This is a genomic window from Exiguobacterium alkaliphilum, from assembly GCF_018138125.1.
In the GTDB taxonomy this organism is placed as follows: domain Bacteria; phylum Bacillota; class Bacilli; order Exiguobacteriales; family Exiguobacteriaceae; genus Exiguobacterium; species Exiguobacterium alkaliphilum.
Window position 1 is genome coordinate 1,555,052 of the sequence record NZ_CP073101.1, and the last position, 17,154, is coordinate 1,572,205.

General features: G+C 53.4%; 19 protein-coding genes. 13 read left to right on the top strand and 6 right to left on the bottom strand.

The window, feature by feature from the left end:
• Positions 1-2: 2 nt before the first annotated feature.
• Complete coding sequence (locus KB235_RS07995) at positions 3-176, bottom strand: hypothetical protein (RefSeq protein WP_167331260.1); 174 nt, start codon at positions 174-176, stop codon at positions 3-5.
• A 74-nt stretch (positions 177-250) separates the two neighbouring features.
• Here KB235_RS07995 and rnz point away from each other — a divergent pair, with 74 nt between their 5' ends.
• Genes rnz through KB235_RS08030 form a run of 7 tightly spaced genes read left to right on the top strand, consistent with a single transcriptional unit; the run spans position 251 to position 4,912 of the window.
• The gene (gene rnz / locus KB235_RS08000; protein ID WP_211779323.1) at positions 251-1,156 is read left to right on the top strand and encodes a ribonuclease Z; all 906 of its coding nucleotides are present in this window, start codon (positions 251-253) and stop codon (positions 1,154-1,156) included.
• A gap of 1 nt (position 1,157) precedes the next feature.
• The gene (locus KB235_RS08005; RefSeq protein WP_211779324.1) at positions 1,158-2,048 is read left to right on the top strand and encodes a hypothetical protein; all 891 of its coding nucleotides are present in this window, start codon (positions 1,158-1,160) and stop codon (positions 2,046-2,048) included.
• The gene (locus KB235_RS08010) at positions 2,045-2,455 is read left to right on the top strand and encodes a DUF4430 domain-containing protein (protein WP_034806005.1); all 411 of its coding nucleotides are present in this window, start codon (positions 2,045-2,047) and stop codon (positions 2,453-2,455) included. Before KB235_RS08005 ends, KB235_RS08010 begins: the two co-directional genes overlap by 4 nt.
• Positions 2,433-3,107: a hypothetical protein gene (locus tag KB235_RS08015; RefSeq protein WP_034806006.1), complete on the top strand. Its 675-nt coding sequence runs from the start codon at positions 2,433-2,435 to the stop codon at positions 3,105-3,107. Before KB235_RS08010 ends, KB235_RS08015 begins: the two co-directional genes overlap by 23 nt.
• Positions 3,070-4,026, top strand: a complete 957-nt coding sequence (locus KB235_RS08020) for an ATP-binding cassette domain-containing protein (RefSeq protein ID WP_211779325.1) — start codon at positions 3,070-3,072, stop codon at positions 4,024-4,026. Before KB235_RS08015 ends, KB235_RS08020 begins: the two co-directional genes overlap by 38 nt.
• Complete coding sequence (locus tag KB235_RS08025; RefSeq protein WP_034806008.1) at positions 3,999-4,544, top strand: hypothetical protein; 546 nt, start codon at positions 3,999-4,001, stop codon at positions 4,542-4,544. The genes KB235_RS08020 and KB235_RS08025 overlap by 28 nt, the downstream gene beginning before the upstream one ends.
• Positions 4,545-4,573: 29 nt before the next feature.
• Positions 4,574-4,912: a hypothetical protein gene (locus KB235_RS08030; protein WP_211779326.1), complete on the top strand. Its 339-nt coding sequence runs from the start codon at positions 4,574-4,576 to the stop codon at positions 4,910-4,912.
• Positions 4,913-4,937: 25 nt separating this feature from the next.
• Here the strand turns inward: KB235_RS08030 and KB235_RS08035 are convergent, their stop codons facing one another.
• Positions 4,938-5,732 carry an SDR family NAD(P)-dependent oxidoreductase gene (locus tag KB235_RS08035; protein ID WP_034806010.1) on the bottom strand — a complete coding sequence of 265 codons (795 nt, stop codon included), beginning with the start codon at positions 5,730-5,732 and terminating at the stop codon, positions 4,938-4,940.
• Positions 5,733-5,879: 147 nt separating this feature from the next.
• Here KB235_RS08035 and KB235_RS08040 point away from each other — a divergent pair, with 147 nt between their 5' ends.
• The 3 genes from KB235_RS08040 to KB235_RS08050 all read left to right on the top strand — a co-directional run bounded on the left by KB235_RS08040 (position 5,880) and on the right by KB235_RS08050 (position 9,501).
• The gene (locus KB235_RS08040; RefSeq protein WP_211779327.1) at positions 5,880-6,779 is read left to right on the top strand and encodes a peptidase U32 family protein; all 900 of its coding nucleotides are present in this window, start codon (positions 5,880-5,882) and stop codon (positions 6,777-6,779) included.
• Between the two features lie 10 nt (positions 6,780-6,789).
• Positions 6,790-8,040, top strand: a complete 1,251-nt coding sequence (locus tag KB235_RS08045) for a peptidase U32 family protein (RefSeq protein ID WP_211779328.1) — start codon at positions 6,790-6,792, stop codon at positions 8,038-8,040.
• Positions 8,041-8,121: 81 nt separating this feature from the next.
• Positions 8,122-9,501 (top strand): MATE family efflux transporter, encoded by a 1,380-nt coding sequence (locus tag KB235_RS08050; RefSeq protein ID WP_211779329.1) that lies wholly within the window; start codon positions 8,122-8,124, stop codon positions 9,499-9,501.
• Here the strand turns inward: KB235_RS08050 and KB235_RS08055 are convergent.
• Complete coding sequence (locus KB235_RS08055; protein WP_211779330.1) at positions 9,496-10,365, bottom strand: DMT family transporter; 870 nt, start codon at positions 10,363-10,365, stop codon at positions 9,496-9,498. The two genes, KB235_RS08050 and KB235_RS08055, sit on opposite strands and share 6 nt — an antisense overlap.
• A 124-nt stretch (positions 10,366-10,489) precedes the next feature.
• On the opposite strand from KB235_RS08055, the gene KB235_RS08060 reads away from it, so the two are divergent.
• On the top strand, positions 10,490-12,622 hold the full coding sequence (locus tag KB235_RS08060) for a DNA topoisomerase III (RefSeq protein ID WP_211779331.1): 2,133 nt from the start codon (positions 10,490-10,492) through the stop codon (positions 12,620-12,622).
• Positions 12,623-12,636: 14 nt separating this feature from the next.
• Here the strand turns inward: KB235_RS08060 and ytzI are convergent, their stop codons facing one another.
• Positions 12,637-12,816: a YtzI protein gene (ytzI, locus tag KB235_RS08065; protein WP_034806018.1), complete on the bottom strand. Its 180-nt coding sequence runs from the start codon at positions 12,814-12,816 to the stop codon at positions 12,637-12,639.
• Between the two features lie 154 nt (positions 12,817-12,970).
• On the opposite strand from ytzI, the gene KB235_RS08070 reads away from it, so the two are divergent.
• Positions 12,971-14,089, top strand: a complete 1,119-nt coding sequence (locus tag KB235_RS08070) for a PP2C family protein-serine/threonine phosphatase (RefSeq protein ID WP_246514143.1) — start codon at positions 12,971-12,973, stop codon at positions 14,087-14,089.
• A gap of 591 nt (positions 14,090-14,680) precedes the next feature.
• Here KB235_RS08070 and KB235_RS08075 read toward each other — a convergent pair.
• Positions 14,681-15,616 (bottom strand): magnesium transporter CorA family protein, encoded by a 936-nt coding sequence (locus KB235_RS08075; protein ID WP_034806021.1) that lies wholly within the window; start codon positions 15,614-15,616, stop codon positions 14,681-14,683.
• A gap of 139 nt (positions 15,617-15,755) precedes the next feature.
• Here KB235_RS08075 and KB235_RS08080 point away from each other — a divergent pair, with 139 nt between their 5' ends.
• Complete coding sequence (locus KB235_RS08080) at positions 15,756-16,133, top strand: Hpt domain-containing protein (protein ID WP_211779332.1); 378 nt, start codon at positions 15,756-15,758, stop codon at positions 16,131-16,133.
• Positions 16,134-16,172: 39 nt separating this feature from the next.
• Here the strand turns inward: KB235_RS08080 and KB235_RS15765 are convergent, their stop codons facing one another.
• On the bottom strand, positions 16,173-17,054 hold the full coding sequence (locus KB235_RS15765; protein WP_211779333.1) for a chemotaxis protein CheV: 882 nt from the start codon (positions 17,052-17,054) through the stop codon (positions 16,173-16,175).
• Positions 17,055-17,154: the final 100 nt, after the last annotated feature.

Below are 17,154 nucleotides of genomic sequence, written 5' to 3' on the forward strand. Positions count from 1 at the left end.
AATTATGCGGCGAACTCCAGCGACTCGAGAATAAGTTCATCGGTACAGTGAAGTTCTAGTGCTATGTCGTGAATGCGGATTGAGGTGCCTTCTTCTTGTTGGTGTTTGCGATTCAACAAAGTCGCTCGTTCCCGAATCACTTGATAGACAGTGTCGGAATGGTCAACTGTTTTCATCACGGATCACATCCTTTTCAACGATTACGTTAAGTATAGCATGGAACGGTGTACAAGAAAGGACAAAATTATTTATGAAGTTACATTTTTTAGGAACTGGGTCAGGGATGCCTTCGAAACAACGGAACGTGTCCGGGCTCGGTTTGACATTACCGAAACAGACGTGGTTGTTCGATTGCGGCGAAGCGACACAGCATCAAATCCTCCATACGTCATTGAAGCCAAGGAAAGTGTCTGCTGTCTTTATCACCCATCTCCATGGCGACCACGTCTTCGGCTTGCCGGGTTTTTTATCGACGCGCTCGGCGCTCGCGGGGACGGACCCGCTCACGCTTTATGGGCCGAAAGGGATTAAGAAATGGCTCGAGATGACGCTGAACGTGACGGGGTCATATCTAGGGTATCCGTTGACCATCGTCGAGTATAGGGATGGAGACGAATTTCTCCAGGACGGTCATCGCGTCACGGTGAAAAAGCTCGAACACCGTTTTCCGTCGTACGGGTTCCGGATTGAGGCGCCGATTCGCCCAGGGACGCTCCTCGTCGACAAAGTGAAGGCGCTCGGCATCCCGAACGGGCCGATTTACGGTCAAATCAAGCAGGTTGAGACGTTCGAGTTTGAAGGAAAAACGTACGAGTCTAAAGAATACGTCACAGAGCCAGTCACCGGGCCCGTCATCGCGATTCTTGGGGACACGGTGCCTTGTGAGAATGCGGAGCGGCTCGCCCGGGACGCAGATGTGCTCGTCCATGAGGCGACGTTCATGGAGGCCGAGGCAAAACTCGCCCGACAATACGGTCATTCGACGACGGTCGAGGCGGCAGCGCTCGCGAAGACGTGTCGTGTCGGTCAATTGATCGTGACACATATCTCGGCACGCTATCAAGGACGGGAGTCGGAGTTTAAGGCGGAAGTCGTCACGGCGTTCGGCAATAGCCACGTCGCGTCCGACTTTGATGAAATCATAGTGGGGGATTGATGTGACTATTCAACTTTACGTGTGGCTAGGGTTTCTCGTCATCAGCGTGTTGCTCGGCTTGCGCTTGAACCAGCTGAAAGAACCGGAACCGCGCTTCTTCTTAAAGTTCTTGTTCTACTCATTGCTCGGAATCGTCTCGTTCCCAATCGGCGGATTCCATATTCCAATCGGTTTTTTGTTATCTTTCTTGTTTTTCCCGAAACGGAACAGCCGTTACAAATGGTACGGGGCACTCGTCGGCTTCTTTTTCTTTATCGTGCTGTTGTTCGTCCCGCTGTTCGACCAATCCGAGTTTCGGGCCGAGTCGCAACAAATCGGGGCCGTCTCGATTCAAGATGATTCGTTTGACCAGATGACGAACCACATCTTGCGTCGGGTCAACGCGGAAGGGATTAAGCTCGACCGCAGCAAAATGGTGTTCACCCGGGACGGCGACTTGCAGTCACTCGAGTACTTGCTCCTCGTCGAACGTAGCAATTCGTTCCAACAGATTCGCATCACTTACGACGAATCGGGCGAATTGTCTTACCGGCAAGTCGATGAGTTGAACAAAGATTCAGGGCGTGCTTTTTTCGAAAAACTCGTCGACTTTGATCGCGTGTTAAATGCGATCGGGGATACGGAGTGGCAAGACTTCGTGGACCAAGTGAACGCGCCGCTCGTCCAGCTCGCTTTCGACGGGCTGTACGACATGTATACGTATGAGAACGAGGCGATGTTCATGATTAACCGGGAAGGCCGCGTCGTCAAGTTTTGGCTCCAACGTGACCCGGTGCTTGCCAACAGCATCCAACTGTCGGGGCTCACCCGAGAAGGAAGGAGCACCGGAGAGCGTTATATTATTTTATACAACTATTCCATTCACCAACGAGAGGATTTGACGGACCAATGAAACGATTACTCCTGTTAGGCTTACTCGTCCCAATGCTCACGGCTTGTGCCGGGACTGGGACTGAAGAGGCAAGCGACGGATGCGCCGTCGAACCGACCATCTCTGTATACAACGCGGCGACGGAAGAGACGCTCTTCCATGAAAAGAGCGTCTGTCTCGATGAAGGGGCGACGGTCATGGATGCGCTCAAAGCGACGGAACTAGAGATTGAATCGGTAGGCGACGGAGAGATGACATACGTCACCGGAATCGATGGCATCGAGGAAAAGTCAGAAGGGCAATCATCAGGTTGGGTGTATGCATTCAACGGTAGCCCGGGTGACGAAGGTGCCGGAGCGAAAGAAGTCGAGTCGACCGATATCATTCAATGGCGTTTTGAAGAAGATGCGATTTCTTTCTTCGAATGAGGCGGATTGGGAGCGAAGACATCCGGTCACGCTCCTTTTCTTTCTTTTGGCGCATCTGTACGTCATCGTCCATTTGAACGGATCGCTTTGGCTCTTATTCGGCTTGGTCGGTCTGCTCCTCATCGAGCGCCGGTTTCCGCTGGCGATGACCGGTGTGCTCATCGCGTTCACGCTCATCTCGTTTTCCCCCGTCTTGATTGGATGGGACGTTTCGACGGCGCGGGTTACGCGTCAACTCGTCCAATTGGCGACGTTCTTGTTCGGGATGGTCTGGGTCAGTCGTTTCCTAAAGCTTGATCGGCTGTTGCCTTTACTCGAGCGTTGGCCGCGGTCGACGAAACTTCTTTACGGCGGATGGGCGCTCATTCCTTCGATGGAACGGGCCGTGCGTCTGTCCTTGAAGAGTCATGCGCGTCAAGACTGGCAGGAGGCGGTGGTCGTAGGGATTGAGAGCCAACGCGATGAACCCGTATACGCGAAGGCGCGGCTGCGACGCCTCGGCTTGCATGACGTCACCCATCTGATTGTCATGGGGATTTGTTTCATAGCGATTTATTTAGGGTGGCCAGTCATTTGGTTACTGTATCCGTATTTAACGAAAGGAGGGCTACGCGATGGAATGGTTATCTTCCGGACAGGGACGAGTCGATGAGTGGGTGACCACCAATGGCGCGACGCCCGTTAAACTCGATTCACCGCTCGCTGGCAGGGTCGCCTCCTTGCTCATCGAGGAGGACCCGTTATATGGGTCCGAGGTCGTCGCCATCTTGCAAATCGATCACTTGCTCTATAAGCGGTTCGATGAATGCTCGAGCGGCGAACGCCAACTCGTCCGAATCGCCCATGCGCTCATGAGACGGCCACAGGCGCTCGTGTTGTATGAGCCGTTCCGCCATCTTGACCGATATCGTCGCGAGCACTTGACGATGTTATTGGAACGTCTCACCCATCTCGGCGTCAAAGTGGCGTATACGGAGCGCGCGCGTGAGGCCGGTGCCGCATCCGCCTTTTCAGTCGCGCCTTCAATTGGGGAAGTCGAGATTTCGGCTCGTGACGTGTCTTACCGTCATCCGCTGCAACCTGCATATGCCGTCGAACATGCGACGTTCACGGCGGACAAGCCCGGCTTGACCGTTTTGATTGGCACGAACGGGAGCGGAAAGTCGACACTACTCGAGCTGCTAGCGAAAAGCATTCGGCCGCTTCAAGGGAAAATCAAGCGAGTGAGACGCCCGCTTTATTTACCGGCCGAGGAAGAATACGGTCCGTTCCCGGAGGCGTCGAACCGTCGGGTCGCCCAGCTGGCGGCCGTTCTCGTCGCGGATGTCCCGGTCGTCTTGCTCGACGAACCGACTGTCGGTCTGACAGATGAAGAGCGGCGGCATTTTTGTCGGGCGCTCCTTGAAAAGCGACAGACCGCTCAGCTTATTTGCGCGTCTCATGATCCCGTCCTTCTCGAGCATGCCGATCGAGTCGTGTCGCTATCGAATGGCACCATCGTCTTCGATGGAACAAAAGAAGCATTCATGGAACGGAGTCTCGTATGGTCACATTCCTCGTCGGCGCTGTGATGGCGTACGGGTTAATGTCCCGATTCGAACGGACGACAACCCCATTGGCCGTGTTGACCCAGCTGCTCGCCGTGGCCGTCATCGGTCGTTGGCTGTTCGTCGCCATTCCGAACGTCCAACCGACGACGGCAATCATCATGTTGACCGCACTGTATTTTGGGTGGACGAGTGCCGCGATGCTCGCCTTGTTCGTCCCGGTTTTATCCGGACTGTTGCTCGGACTCGGTCCGTTCGTCTTGTATCAGTTTCTAGGGTGGCTCGTCGTCGTGACGACGGTGGTCGCGCTTCGGCGAATACTTATGAAGTCGAGACTCTTGCTCGGTCTCACCGGTCTAGCGGCGGGCTTTCTGTTCGGATGGACGACGAACGTCGCTTACGCCGAGGTGATTGGCAGTGAATTCGTGAATTTGCTCATCTTGAGCGTACCGTTCGACTTGGCCCATGGCGTCGGTAACGTTTTCTTCTTGCTCGTCTTGCGAGATCTGTTTGTTCGCATATTTGTCCGGGACGAAGGGTAAATGTTATGGAAAGAGTGAGGTGATGCATCGTGAGTGATTATATCAACGTCTATGAATTTGGCATGTTCCTCTTCATCGGATTGTTCTTCATCGGACTTCATATCTTTTTCATTCTTCGCCGCTTCGTCCGGACGCGTTATGCGATGGTCGGGGTGCTCGCCGCGAGTGTCTGGCCGGCACTCATGATCGTCTTGTCCATCCAGTCCATCGACTTGGTTCAAGGGATCATGTCACGGGAAGCATCGACCGCTTCCATCCTCGCTGTCACGAGCGTGGCTGTGACCGGGCTGATGCTCCTCATTCCTGCAGTCGTCCTCATCAAGCGCCTGTTCCACGTCGTCGATTGGCCGACACGTAAAAAACCGTAAAGCGCCGCAGCGCTTTACGGTTTTTCTATGCGTTCGGAACTTGTTCCACTGCCGCGTCGGTCGGTTTTTGGAAACGTCGTAAAATTTCGAGGCTGACGGCGCGTGGCATTAGTTTCGCCGCGCCGACGAGCAATTGGTTCGATAGCCCTGGCACGATGACACGTTTATTGTTCATGACCCCTTTGTATCCGAAGAAAGCGACAAGGTGCGATGGCATTTTCGATACCATCATCTCGCTGCCGGCTCGATTGAAGAAGCCTGTGTCGGTCGGACCCGGACAGAGGACGCTGACGTGAACACCGGTGCCTTTCACTTCGGCATGAAGCGCTTCGGTGAGGGAGAGGACATACGCTTTCGTCGCATAATAGACCGCCATGTATGGACCAGGCTGGAACGCTGCGACGGAGGCGACATTTAACACATGACCGTGATTGCGACGGACCATGTCTGGCAAATAGGCCTTCGTCAATTCCGTCAAGGCGTTGACGTTCAGGCGGACTTCTTCGGCTTCGGTCTCTGCATCCAAGTCGATGAACTCCCCGGCCGTGCCGAACCCGGCATTGTTGATGAGAAAGTCGACCGTCAACCCGGCTTCTTCGATGGCGTGGGTCAGTCGCTTCGCAGCCTGATGTTCCGACAAATCGAGGGCGAAGACGTGGACGTTCACCCGGTATCGCTTTTCGAGCACTTTCTTCAATTCATGTAGGCGGGGCTCGTTTCGTGACACGAGGATGCAATCATACCCATCGCGGGCAGCCAATACGGCGAGGTCGAGACCGATGCCGGTCGAGGCTCCAGTGATTAAAGCTGTTTTGGACAAAGTGGTTCACTCCTTTAGAAAAGTCATACATTGTTACTCATTTCTTCACGAGATGTTAAATTCCTGCCTCGCTCGCATATCGAAACGTATGCTAGAGTATAGCAAGAATATGTGATTAGACTCACAAAGTCAGGAGAAGAGAATGAGATGATGATTCAGTTAATCGCGACGGCGCAAAGCGTCGCGCAAGCAGAAGCACTTATGTTAGCGGGGGCAGACCGTCTCACCGTCGGAGAATCGACGTATGGATTGCGTCACAAAGGTGACTGGTCGCTCTCGGCTGTGAGAGAAGTCACAGCGCTTGCACATCGCTATGGAAAAGAAGTCACGGTCGCCGTGAACAACTTGATGCACAACGATCAAATCGCGTCATTACCGGACTATTTGAGCGCGTTAAAAACGATTGGGGTCGACAGTGTGACGGCCGGCGACCCTGGTGCGATTTCATTAATCCGTAAAGCCAATATCCCCTATTGGTACGACGCTCAAACGCTCGTCACGTCGGCCCGGCAGATTCAATTTTGGGCGAAGCGGGAAGCGATTGGTGCCGTCGTCGCCCGTGAAGTGACGTTGACCGAACTTAATCAGATTCAGCGTCAACTTGGTCTGCCGATTGAGGTACAAGTATACGGTCCGACATGTATCCACCATTCTAAACGTCCACTCGTAACGAACTACTTCAACGAGTTAGGACGAAACGAGTCGGGGGAGATGCGTGAATATTATATAAGCGAACCGAATGATGAAACGAGCCGTTATCCGATTTACGAAGATGCGAACGGCACCCACGTCTTTTCAGAGGATTTGACGTTAATGGGCCAACTGCCCGAACTGTTCCGAAACGGGCTCCATACGTGGAAGCTTGACGGATGGCATGCCGGGGAGCAGTTCGTTGAAATTGTCGCCTTGTTTAGTCAGGCCCGCTCGCACCTGTTGAACGCCAAGTTTGACCGATTCGAGATGGAGCGGCGTTTGGCCGCACTCCAGCCTGAACCGTTCCGGCTCGGAACCGGACTACTGTTACGAAATCCAGAAGAGATCAAGTGAGGGAACGATGATGAGAAGACGACCAGAATTATTGGCACCGGCAGGGAACTTGGAAAAATTGAAGATGGCGATTCGATACGGGGCGGACGCGGTCTATATCGGCGGGCAACAGTTCGGTTTACGCTCGCGCGCCGGAAACTTCAGTTATGACGAAATGCAAGAAGGGATTGCGTTCGCCCATGCGAATGCAGCGAAAGTGTATGTGGCCGCCAACATGGTTACGCACGAAGGCGATATCGAAGGGGCGGGCAAGTTCTTCACGACGCTACGCGACATTGGAATCGATGCCGTCATCGTCTCAGACCCTGCGATGATCGAAGTGTGTCTGAGCGAGGCGCCCGGTCTCCCGGTCCATCTTTCGACACAGGCCTCGGCCACGAACTACGAGACGCTTCGATTCTGGAAAGCGGAAGGGTTGGAGCGGGTCGTACTCGCACGTGAAGTCTCGATGGAAGAAATCAAAGAGATGAAACGGCAAGTCGACGTCGAGATTGAGACGTTCGTCCATGGGGCGATGTGCATCTCGTACTCCGGTCGATGCACGCTCTCGAACCATATGGCGCTCCGTGACGCGAACCGAGGCGGCTGTGCGCAGTCTTGTCGGTGGAAATATGGTTTTTTTGAAGCCGATGAACTCTTGACCCCGGCTATGGAAGCCCGAGACGAGGAACCGTTCTCGATGAGCTCGGTCGATTTATCGATGGTTCGTCACATTCCAGACTTGGTCGAGGCGGGTGTCGACAGTTTAAAAGTGGAAGGACGGATGAAGTCGATTCATTATGTGGCGACGGTCTGTAACGTGTATCGAAAAGTAATCGATGCCTATTGTGACGATCCCGAAGCGTTCGAATTCGACCCGGCGTGGGAAGAGGAGATTTGGAAAGCGGCCCAGCGTGAACTATCGACCGGCTTTTATTACGGGACGCCGACCGAGAGAGAGCAACTGTTCGGACAGCGTCGGGCCATCCCGCAGTATGCGTTCGCGGCGCGCGTCATCGCGTACGACGAAGCATCAAAGACGGCCACGCTCGAACAACGGAATCACTTCCGATGTGGCGAAGAGGTCGAGTTCTTCGGACCTGGTTTTACGCGCTTCACGCAGCGGATTGAAGACATGTGGGACGTAGAAGGTAACCGAATCGAGACGGCACATCAAGCGATGATGACCGTCCGTATCGTCGTCGATCATCCGGTCGATGTTGACTTTATCATGCGGAAGCGAAAAGTCATGGCGAAGGAAGCCGTCCCTCTCAAAACGTGACACATCGCACAAGACAACATAGTCGACCGTTCCATTCAATCTTGCTACCCTATTACCATAAGAGATGGAGGGGATGGAAGGATGAATCAAAATACGGAGCAACTCCGGACCGAGCCGATTGCGCGACTGCTGTTTAAACTGTCGCTCCCGGCGATGATCGGGATGCTCGTGACGGCGCTCTATAACATCATCGATACGATCTTTGTTGCACGTGGCATCGGGGCGTCAGCAGTTGCGGCGATTGGGATTGCGTTTCCGATTCAAATGATTCTCATGGCTGTCTCGAGCGCGGTCGGGTTAGGGGGCGCTTCCATCAGTTCCCGGAAGCTCGGAAAAGGAGATGACGCCGGCGCGGCCGTGACGTTTTTAAACGTGCTCGTCCTCGTCGGCGTGTTCGCCGCCTTTGCCGTCAGTTCGGCCTTCTTTATGCTTGATTCGATTTTGACCGTCTTCGGGGCGACGGCCGCCATCATGGAGTTGAGTCAACAATACTTATCTGTCGTACTGATCAGTTCTCCGTTCTTCATGTTTACGCTCGCGGCCAGTGCGATGGTACGGGCCGAAGGACAAGCGCCGTATCAGATGAAAGTCATGCTCACGACAGTCGTCGTCAACTTGGTGACAACACCGCTCTTCATCTTCACGTTTGGCTGGGGCATTTACGGTGCAGCTTGGTCGACCGCGCTCGCTCAAGTCATTGGTTCGGTTCTTATGCTGCGCTTTTTCTTCTCAAAAAATCGCCGAACGGCGCTCGACTTTCAATGGCGGAAGTTTCGGCTTCGTTTCGGCGAGTTGAAAGAGATTATGGCGATCGGGTCTTCGTCGTTCATCATGATGGTGTCGCAATCGATATTATTCGTTTGTGTCAACGTCATGCTCGGGACGTACGGTGGAACGGAGGAGTTGGCTATTTTCGCCATCATCAACAAGTTCATGGCACTCGTTGGCATGCCGATCATGGGCATCGTGCAAGGGATGCAACCGATTGTCGGCTATAATTTTGGCGCGCGCCAGTTCGAACGAATGCGCGAGACGATTTGGACGGCGCTTCGGGCCGGCCTCGCGATCGCCGTGTTGATTTGGCTGACACTTCAGCTGTTCCCGAACCCGCTCATGCGCATGTTCACGAACGATACCGCACTCATCGCCGGAGGGGTCACGGCGATTCATGTCCTGTTCGCCGCGTCGTTTTTACCGAGCGTCCAAATGCTCATCAACGGCATCTATCAATCGCTCGGCAAGGCACGGGTGGCGATGTTTTTATCGCTCTCGCGTCAGACGCTTTACACAATCCCGCTCGTGTTTATCTTGCCGTCTTACCTTGGCGTATTCGGCGTTTGGCTCGCGTTTCCGATTGCCGACGCGTTGACATTTTTGACAGCGGTCGGCATGGCCGTCTGGGATCGGAAACTGTTATTCCGCCCGGCAGAAGAGGAAGTCAAACAAGCGACCAACTTATGAAACGACGTCCGCTCTTACAGAGCGGGCGTCTTCTTTTAAGAACAAGTATATCCCGCCGAGTAAGACGGCTGCCCCAATCAGCTGGAACGGGCCGAGCCGTTCCTCGAAAAAGAAGAAGCCGAACAACATGCCCCAGAGCGCTTCTCCGAGAATGGTGATGCTGACGACAGTGGCGCTCACACGGGCAAGCGCATAATTGAATAAGTTATGCCCGAGTAGCGTCGGGAAGAAGGCGAGGGCGATGAAATACCACCAGTTGACCGTCTCAAAGGCGACGAACGTCGTATCGCGAACGAGCAGCATGAAGCCGAGCACGATTGTCGCGACGATATAGACGCTAAACGAATAGTCGTTCGTCTTCATCTCCGTCCGGACGTGTTGTCCGACGAGCCAATAGCCGGCAATCAAGATAGCGGCAGCTAAAGCGAGCGCGTCCCCGATGAGTGCGTCCCGACCGAGCTGGAAATCACCGGCCGCGACGAGCATGCCGCCGAGAACGGCGACGAGGGCGAACGTGAGTCCTTTCGGTGTCGGTCGTTTTTTGAAGAACACGGCGTTCCCGATTAACACAAAAATCGGACTCGACGTGACGAATAGTGTCGAGCTCGCGACGGTCGTATAGTCGAGCGATAAGAACCATAACCAGAAATGGAAGGCGAGCAAGACGCCGCTCAGCCCAATCGCATAGCGGGTGTTCGTCCGCAAGGAGACGAGCGATCGATAATCGAGAAACGGCAACAGCATCAGGCTCGAGAACAACATGCGATAAAATGCGGCCGTCTCGGCTGGTGCGGACGTCCATTTGACGAAGAGGACGCTCGTTGATAAGAAAAAGACGGCAGCAAAAAGAATCAGATAAGACAATCGATGGCCCTCCTTTTGTATGTATGTAATCCTCCTAATGATATAGTAAAATGACAGAGCGACCAACATAAACTCGAATCGTGACGCAAACAATTGTAGTCGCGTCACAGAGGAAAGGAACGATATGAGACTAATCATTGCCGAGAAACCATCGCAAGCACAAAAGCTTGCGGCCCCATATCCGTCAAAAAAACGGAAAGAAGAGATTGAAATCTCGCCGTGTGCCCGTTTCCCGGAAGGGGCGATCGTCGTTTGGGCGGTCGGGCACCTGTGCGAGTTGCAAGAGCCGGCCTATTACCGACCGGAATGGAAGTCATGGAAGTACGAGGCGCTCCCGATCGTGCCGGACCGGTTCGACTATCGCATTTCGAAAGGGAAGTCAAAGCCGTTCCAGACGATCAAACGATGGCTCCATGATAAGTCGATCACGGACATCATCATCGCCTCGGATGCCGAACGCGAAGGTGAGGCGATCGTCCGGCTCATCTTGCGGTTGGCCGGGAATAAGAAGCCGCTCACGCGCCTTTGGATTTCCAGTTTGACGGAACAGGCGGTCGACCGTGGCTTCGCGAACTTGCTACCAGGAGAAGAGACGGTCCCGTACTATCACGAGGCGATGAGCCGGGCCTGTGCCGATTGGCTTGTCGGGATGAACGCTTCGCGTGCATATACGACGTTACTGAAGACGATCGGGATTGAAGACGTCTTTTCGCTCGGCCGCGTGCAGACGCCAACCCTCGCACTCATCGTCGAGCGGGAACGTGAAATAAAACAGTTCGTCCCAGAACCGTATTTTGAGGTCGAGGCGACGCTTCAAAAATCACGGGCGACCTTCAAAGCAAAATATACGGTCGGGAAGTCAACGAAATTGAAGACCCGGCAAGAAGCGGACGACGTCGTCAAACGCGCTTCCGGTCAAGCGGTCGTCCAATCGATTGATACGGAAGAGAAAATCGAACAACCGCCGTTTTGGTTCAGTTTGTCCGGCTTGCAAGCCGAGGCTGGGAAACGATTCGGGTTCGGTGCAAAAAAGACGCTCGATGTGGCCCAAAAGTTGTACACAAAAGGTTGGATCAGCTATCCGCGGACGGACTCCGGATTCGTGACGCCAGACGAGGCGACGCTCTTTCCGGTGACGAAGGCCCGTCTGTTGAAGTCTTCGGCTTATGCCGAGCTCGCGCCTTTCTTGACCGAGAATCCGGCGTCCAATAAACGTTACGTCAACGCGAAAAAAGTGAGTGACCACTATGCGATCATTCCGACGGAGGCGTGCGGGGACGTGATGCGGTTGAGCGGGGACGAGGCGAAGCTTTACGATTTAATCAACCGACGATTCCTCGCCGCGTTCGCTAAACCGGCAAAGCTCGAGAAGACGACGGTCGATTTAGTGGACGGGAACGATTTGTACCGGGCAAAAGGGACGGTCGTCGTCAGCCCCGGGTATCGTCAAGTCGTCGAGATGAAATCAAAAGACGTCGAACTGCCTGCCCTTGAAAAAGGAGAGGTGCTCGCTGAACGAAAAGTCGAAGTACTGTCAAAGCAGACCGAACCACCGAAACGGTACACGGAAGGGGCACTCATCTTGGCGATGAAAGTCGCCGGCCGCCAGCTAGACGATGATGAGTTGATTCATATCATGAAAGAGGTCGAAGGGCTCGGGACGGAAGCGACTCGAGCGAACATCATCGACGGGTTGAAAAAGCGCGGGTACGTCATGCTTCAAAAGAAAGAGCTCGTCCCGACGGACAAAGGCCGACTGCTCATCGATGTCCTCGGAGACAGCATCCTTGCTTCCCCGGCGATGACAGCGAAATGGGAGAAGCGACTTCATGAAATCGGTCAAGGCGCGGCTTCTGCCGCCGAGTTCATCGATCAAGCGAAGAAGATGTCTATCCATCTCGTCGATGAGGCGAAAAATCGAGTCGGGTCAGCCAACCCGGAAGGCTATACGATTGAACCGAGACGCGGTTCGCGTAAAGGCCCGGGCTCGAGTCGTCCAAAACCGTCGTTCGGCGTATGCCCGAGCTGCGGGAAAGCACTCGTCGAGCATCCGAAATTCATCGGGTGTAGCGGTTTTCGAGACGGCTGCAAATTCACGATGTCGAAGCAAGTGCTCGGAGTCGGCATCTCGAAAGACGAGTTAAAGCAGATGATCGGTGGGGGCCAGTCGAACGTTCATACGTTTACGAAAGGGGAAAAGACGTTCAATGCCGCCCTTTATCTCGAGGAGGGGGCGCTTCGATTCGAGTTCAAATGAAAACAAGACCGTCCTCATGGGCGGTCTTGTTTCTCTTCTTGCTCTTTTTCTAAAATGCGGCGATTGATCTCGTCATAATCGAGGACGATGTCATCCTTGTTGTCTTTATAAGCGTACCCTTTTTGGATGACAACGACAGAGGCGATTAAGACGAGCAAGATAATCAAGCCGCTCACGGCGAATATCCATCCCATCCGGCATCCCTCGCTTTCATAATTCTAGTATGCCAAACTCTGCATCATTTCTCCACGCTTGAACCCGACGAACTGTCACAAGTTTGAAATGGGCGGACCGCCGAATAAATATGATACAATAACTCTTAAATGAACATTGACTGAGAAGGTAGGGATGAAGATGGCGATTATGATTGTGGATGATGAACCGGTCAACACGATGGTTCTCGAACAATTATTGCATCAACACAATTACGAGACAATCGCTGTCTCAAGCGGTGAAGCTGCGCTTGAGCTCCTCATGGATCCGCAGGCACCGTCACTGTATGATCTAGTCTTACTCGATGTCGAGATGCCCGGTATTTCAGGTATCGAGACGTGTAAGCGAATTCGTCAGATGGCCGGGTACGAAGAACTGCCGGTGATCATGGTGTCGGGGCGAACAGAAGAAAAACAAATTGCCGAAGGACTCGACGCCGAAGCGTCGGACTATACGACGAAGCCGATTAAAATTACGGAATTGCTTGCCCGGATTCGTTCGGCTTTGCGCTACAAGGCAGCCGTCGATGAACGAAAAAAATATGAGGCGCGACTGCAGTACGACCTCGACTTGGCGCAAAAGATTCAACAAAGCGCGTTGACGCCGCCAATCAGCAATGGTGAGATTGATGTGCGCGCGCTCTATTTACCGTCTAAAAAATTGGCGGGCGATATGTACGCTTGGTTCCAAGTCGCCCCGGACCGCTATGGCGTTATCATCTTCGACGTCATGGGGCATGGCGTCTCCTCGGCGCTCATCACGATGGGCATCCGTTCGATTTTGCCAGGGCTCGTCGGGAACGTCCAGTACCCGGTTGACGTCATGAGCGAATTGAACCGACAGATGACTTTCTTGTTCTCTGGGGACGACATGCAAAGTTACTTCACAGCCGTCTACTGTTACATCGATACGACGAACCGCCGAATCGAATACGTCAACGCGGGCCATCCGCCGGTCATCGTCACGTCAGATGAAGGCGTCTGTCACTTGGAGACGACCGGGGTGCCGGTCGGCATGTTCGAAGAGCCGAACTATGAGGCGAAAGAGATTGAGATGCAGTCGGGGATGGTCTTGCATATGTACACAGACGGATTGATGGAGTGCTACAGTAAAGACATCGACGATGGCATCCGTTGGCTCGAGAAAGACATCGCTACATACGGTGTCGGCTATGCCGACCACGTCGCCGAACGTCTCGTTCCGAAAATCGAGATTGAAGATGACCTTTGTCTCGTCACGGTCAAACTGATGTAAGGTGATCGAAAAGGAGCGTCATTCCGGAAGGGATGACGCTCCTTTGTTTTCCTTGCTTCAGCCGCCCTGTCCGGCACGCCGCTTTCGTGTCGGCGGGCGTCGAGCCGTATCGCGAAGCGCTGCTCGGTCTTGCTGATTCCCTTGTCGGTGTGCCCTAGGGTGGCGCGTCATTCCGGACGATGCTGGCTGTAACCAGCCAACATGGAGACGATCTCGCTGCTGTCCAACCTACCGAACATGAAGCTGAGCCTGTATGTGGCCCTCTATGACCTGTTGATTCCGGCCGATGTCATGTAGCAAGTCGGGCCAGTCACCTTTATCACATTCTCAGACTCGAATAGATCGAGGCTTTATCTTCGGCCTTCGAAGCCGAAGATAAAGACAAGCGGCCACCGAATGGCAACCGTTTGCGTCGCTCGTCCGAGGCGCCCCGAATCCTGCAGGAAAGCAATCTAACGGAGACCCAGCAGCGACGCGAGTCGCGATGCGGCTCCGGGATTGCCTGCGGAAAGCGTGGGCGCTGGAAGGACGAGCGATGTCAGTCATGTTAGTCAACAAATTAAGCAACCACACGTAGTGATTGCTTTCTGTCTAAAAATACCGTTTCCGCCATAAGATGTAGAAGGCGAGGCTCGAGAATCCGAGCATGAGCGTGATGGCGATGACGAAGCCGATCTCTTGTCCTTCGAACGGCACTTCGACGTTCATCCCAAAAATCCCAGAGATCATCGTCGGGATGCTCAAGACGATTGTGATGGACGCCAAGAACTTCATGACGAAGTTGACGTTGTTCGAAATGATTGAGCCGAACGCTTCCATCTTGATGCTGATGATGTCGTTATAAATCGACGCCATCTCCATCGCCTGGCGGTGCTCGACGAACACATCGTCGAGTAGCTCCTCGTCCTCTTCATGCTTCTCGAGACTCGGCGTCTTGACGATTCGGTCGAGGACACTGTCATTCGCCTTCAAGGACGTCATGAAGTAGACGAGAGATTTCTGTAAGTTCATCAATTGAAAAATTTCTTGGTTTCGCATCGATCGTTGCAACTCTTGCTCGAGCTCATCCATCCGCCGGTCGATTTGACGCAAAAAGCGCAAATACGTCATGCTGACGCGGTGCAGAATTTGAAAGACGAATCGGCTGCGATAGTTCGTCCGGAACAAGCGGGCTTTTCCGGTCGAAAACAAGTTCAATACGTCAAGTTCTCGTGAACAGACGGTAATGAAATGTCTCCCGGTCACGATGATACCGAGCGGGATCGTGTTGTAGGCTCTTCCCGTATCGTCTTCTTCAACGTACGGTACGTCGATGATCATGAGGAGGCCTTCATCATCTTTTTCAAACCGTGGTTTTTCTTCAATATCGAGCGGGTCATAGACGAAGTCTTCCGGGATGCCGGAGGCGGCGATGACTTGATCGGCCTCGTCTTTCGTCGGATTGACGAGCTGAATCCAACTGCCTTTTTCAAAGTCTGCAATCTCGTCGACATGTCCTGACGCGTCGGTCCGGTAAATCGTTAGCATAGTTCTCCTCCTACCTTAGCTCAACTTCATTATAGGTAGGCGTTTAGGGGAGCGCAATCGGAAAGAAGGAGATTTTTTCTTTTCTGGCGAAAACGTGCTACAGTGAGGAAGAATGGATTGACATTCAGACAAAGGAGGGATGGAGTTGTCACAAACGCCCAAGCATGCTCTGTTTAACGAAGAAAAGTTGGCGGAGCTCCATCAAATTGCCGGCGGGAATAAAGATTTTCTAACGAAAATCGCTCAAACGTACTTGAAACAGTTTGAGGACAAGTTTCCTGAATTGAAGCAAGCGGTCCAACGTGAGGACCACGAACAAGTCGAACAACTCGCCCACCTGTTAAAAGGTGCATCGTATTCGGTCGGTCTCGAACAGACGGCCGAACAGTTCCACACGCTCGAACGAGCGGGGGAAGAGGAGGTTTCGGACGATTTAGATCCGGTGCTCGATACGATCGAACAACAAATGGAACGATTTTTGGTGGAATGGGATGACCATTTCGACCGATTCAATTAAATCATAAGGGTCCCGCCATTCCTGGCGGGACCCTTTGTCTTAAGCGAGAAACTCGTCGAGCGTCGCAATCAAAATCCCGATTTCGGGTTTCGTGATTTGGGCGTTCGCACCGACAGCCTCTCCTTTATGTTTCAAATCGTCCGAGATGAGCGAGGAGAAGATGATGATCGGAAGGTCGCTGTACTGCTCCATCTCCCGGAGACGTTTCGTCAAATGCAAGCCGTCCATCTGTGGCATCTCGATGTCCGTGATGAGCAGGTCACAACTTGCCCCGTCCACCTCGAACGCCTCGAGTGCTTCCTTCCCGTTATTAAAGATCGTCGTGTTGAAATAGCCTGCATCGTCGAGCGTATCGATGATGAGCGTACGGAGCATCTCCGAGTCTTCGGCGAGCCAAATCTGTTTATGCGATCGTTCACGGGCACCGAGGCGTTTCACCGACTCCCGAGCCATGATGTCTTTTCGTGACAATTCGAGGGCGATTCGTTCGTAGTCAAGTAAGATGATCATTTGGTCGCCCGTCTTGACGACGCCGTTCGTGATGCCTTGCATGCCGCGCGCCAAGTCAGACGGCGTATCGATTTGTTCCCAAGAGATTCGTTTAATCTCGGTCACTTGATCGACCCGAAGCACCGACTTCTCACCGTTGAACTCACAGACGATTAAACGGTCGCCTTCGCCGACTTCACGCGGATGACCGATGACCATCGGCAAATCGATGACAGTCATCACTTCTCCACGTAGTTCGATGAGCCCCATGATGGCCTCCGGCGTCCCCGGCAGCGGGGTGAGCGGAAGCATTGTGATGATTTCTCTGACTTTCATGACGTTGATCCCTAAAATGAACGGGCCCGATTGGAAAATGACGATCTCGAGCTCATTCGTGCCTGCTTCAAGTAAAATGTTATGGTCCATGCTCATTCGTAGTCCCTCCTAGTTCACGTACTCTCTTCTTCTCTATCGGTCGAACGGGCCGGACTCTTCAGTTGAAAAGTGTCAATCTGGAGACGGATTTCACAAA

What these genes read in the sequence shown, in the direction of transcription:
- ytzI (WP_034806018.1), bottom strand. Translation starts at nt 12,816, where the DNA reads ATGGGATGGATATTCGCCGTGAGCGGCTTGATTATCTTGCTCGTCTTA.
- KB235_RS08070 (WP_246514143.1), top strand. Translation starts at nt 12,971, where the DNA reads ATGAAGATGGCGATTATGATTGTGGATGATGAACCGGTCAACACGATG.
- KB235_RS08025 (WP_034806008.1), top strand. Translation starts at nt 3,999, where the DNA reads ATGGTCACATTCCTCGTCGGCGCTGTGATGGCGTACGGGTTAATGTCC.
- KB235_RS08080 (WP_211779332.1), top strand. Translation starts at nt 15,756, where the DNA reads ATGGAGTTGTCACAAACGCCCAAGCATGCTCTGTTTAACGAAGAAAAG.
- KB235_RS07995 (WP_167331260.1), bottom strand. Translation starts at nt 176, where the DNA reads ATGAAAACAGTTGACCATTCCGACACTGTCTATCAAGTGATTCGGGAA.
- KB235_RS08060 (WP_211779331.1), top strand. Translation starts at nt 10,490, where the DNA reads ATGAGACTAATCATTGCCGAGAAACCATCGCAAGCACAAAAGCTTGCG.
- rnz (WP_211779323.1), top strand. Translation starts at nt 251, where the DNA reads ATGAAGTTACATTTTTTAGGAACTGGGTCAGGGATGCCTTCGAAACAA.
- KB235_RS08010 (WP_034806005.1), top strand. Translation starts at nt 2,045, where the DNA reads ATGAAACGATTACTCCTGTTAGGCTTACTCGTCCCAATGCTCACGGCT.
- KB235_RS08040 (WP_211779327.1), top strand. Translation starts at nt 5,880, where the DNA reads ATGATGATTCAGTTAATCGCGACGGCGCAAAGCGTCGCGCAAGCAGAA.
- KB235_RS08050 (WP_211779329.1), top strand. Translation starts at nt 8,122, where the DNA reads ATGAATCAAAATACGGAGCAACTCCGGACCGAGCCGATTGCGCGACTG.
- KB235_RS08045 (WP_211779328.1), top strand. Translation starts at nt 6,790, where the DNA reads ATGAGAAGACGACCAGAATTATTGGCACCGGCAGGGAACTTGGAAAAA.
- KB235_RS08075 (WP_034806021.1), bottom strand. Translation starts at nt 15,616, where the DNA reads ATGCTAACGATTTACCGGACCGACGCGTCAGGACATGTCGACGAGATT.
- KB235_RS15765 (WP_211779333.1), bottom strand. Translation starts at nt 17,054, where the DNA reads ATGAGCATGGACCATAACATTTTACTTGAAGCAGGCACGAATGAGCTC.
- KB235_RS08015 (WP_034806006.1), top strand. Translation starts at nt 2,433, where the DNA reads ATGCGATTTCTTTCTTCGAATGAGGCGGATTGGGAGCGAAGACATCCG.
- KB235_RS08020 (WP_211779325.1), top strand. Translation starts at nt 3,070, where the DNA reads ATGGAATGGTTATCTTCCGGACAGGGACGAGTCGATGAGTGGGTGACC.